A 1,947-nucleotide genomic window follows, 5' to 3' on the forward strand; every position below is an offset into this window, starting at 1 on the left:
GGCCGAAGGCACGGCGGCGGGGATCTTGGGACGCCACAAGGCCTGGCCGTTGACCCGCTGCTCCAGCTTGGGCTCGCGTCCCTGCTCATGCTCCTGCTCCTCGCTAAGCCGGGGTTCCGGTTCGGGCGCGGCCTCGGGGGCCTCCTCTTCGGCGGGCTCCGCGGCCCCCTCCGGGGTCAGGCGCAGGAAGGCGGCGGTGAACAGCGTGGTCAGTACCGGCCGGGCCTGCACGAACGGCTGGTCGATCAGCTCGCGGGCGCTGAGCGTGAGCAGTCCCGCCCAGGAACCGGCGCGGTCCAGGGCGATCGCCGTGTACGGGTCGTCGGCCTCCTCCGGGTCGAGTACGTACAGCGCGGGCAGTACGTCTCCCACGGACGCCGCGGGCCACTGCTCCAGGGCGATCTCCGCGAGCAGTTCGCCCAGCGCCTCGGGCGGGATCGTCGCCAGCACGCGCGACATCGGCAGGCTCCGCCACCACGCGTCCGGCAGGCCGGGTTGTCGGCGCAGGCGCGGAATGGTGGCCGCGTCACTCCATCGCAATGGAGGCACGAGGTCACTCAGGCAGAATCTCATCCCGTTCCCTCTCCGGCTTTCGCACCGACACCAGCCCCCATGGACCTCGCGCGCGGCCCTCCCGCTTGGAGTGCCGCGTGTGACGTACGAGACCAAGGAAGAGACATAGTTTGGCAAACCACCCCTGTGCTTCGGGGCGATTCAGCGTCGAACGGCGGCGAACCTGAGCCTCACGTAGTCCGCCATCCATCCGGTCTCCCGGCGCAGGGCCGGTGCGGCCAGCTCGTTCACCCGCCGGAGCAGCGGGTCCACCAGGTCCGGCGGCAGGCCCTCCAGCAGCGGCGCGCCGAACAACCGCACCCAGTCGGCCGCGCCGTCCGGGCACTCGTCCAGCGGTGTCGGACGGTCGAAGTACTCCAGCAGCCGGACGGCGAAGCCGCCCTGCTCCAGGCGGGTCGCATACTCGGCGGGTGTGGGGAAGAACCACGGCAACTCCGGCTCGCGCAGGCCGTACTCGCGCCAGGCTGTGGACATCGCCGCGATCATAGCCGCGCAGTTGCCCGCGCCGCCGAGTTCCGCGACAAACCGGCCACCGGGGCGCAACGCGTCACGGACATTGGCGATCACGGCCGGCGGGTCCTTGCTCATCCAGTGCAGCGCGGCGCTGGAGAACACCGCGTCGTACGGCTCGGCGACGGTGAAGTCGTGGCCGTCGCCGACGATGAAGTCCAGGCCGGGGTAGTGCGCGAGCGCCTTCTCGATCATCGCGGCCGACCCGTCGATGCCCAGAACCTCGGCCCCACGCGAGTGGATCTCCGAGGTGAGCGCTCCGGTGCCGCACCCGAGATCGAGCACCCGCTCACCGGGCCGGGGGTCGAGCAACTCGACCAACGGCGCACCCTGCGCCGAGACATAGCCGAAGGAGCTGTCACACGCACCGGACACGCCAGGTGCGGCCCACCGCGTCAGGCTCGGCGTGTCGTACCGCAAGACAATCAGCTCACATTCCGAGACACCCTGGGAACATTACGGCAGGGACACTCTAGAGCCTTCGCCCGGATAGATCGTATTCATCACAAAAGCCGCAACAGTCTCTGTGGCCACTCCAGCCCCAAACTCGACATTTCCCCCAGGGGGTGGGTAAGGGCGGCGGGGCCCCGGCCCAGCGGTTCGGCGCGGCTTTCGCGTCGGCCGCTGGTTCGGTACCGCGTTGGGTCGCTGGTTCTCGTACCGAACCCGTCTCCGGCCTCACCCGGCGTACCGATCCCAGTCCGGCCGGTGTACCGGATCTCGGTTCGGCGCAGCCTTCATGCCGCCCGCTGGCTCGGTACGCGGTGGGGGTTCAGCCGATTTGCTTGGGCCAGGATCGGCGGAGGTAGGTCTTGGCGGCGTCGGTTTCCGGGATGGTGAGCAGGGCGGGGCGGCCCGCTGGGG

Annotated in this window: 2 protein-coding genes; both read right to left on the minus strand. The window is 70.1% G+C overall.

Going from position 1 to position 1,947, the window contains the following annotated elements; all coding sequences use genetic code 11:
• A partial coding sequence (locus tag C1I98_RS38365) for a hypothetical protein (protein WP_438672138.1) occupies positions 1–459 on the minus strand: 459 nt, incomplete at its 3' end.
• Between the two features lie 255 nt (positions 460–714).
• On the minus strand, positions 715–1,503 hold the full coding sequence (locus tag C1I98_RS38370) for a class I SAM-dependent methyltransferase (RefSeq protein WP_111172121.1): 789 nt from the start codon (positions 1,501–1,503) through the stop codon (positions 715–717).
• Between the last annotated feature and the right edge of the window lie 444 nt (positions 1,504–1,947).

This window comes from Spongiactinospora gelatinilytica (genome assembly GCF_003236385.1).
In the GTDB taxonomy this organism is placed as follows: Bacteria; Actinomycetota; Actinomycetes; order Streptosporangiales; family Streptosporangiaceae; genus Spongiactinospora; species Spongiactinospora gelatinilytica.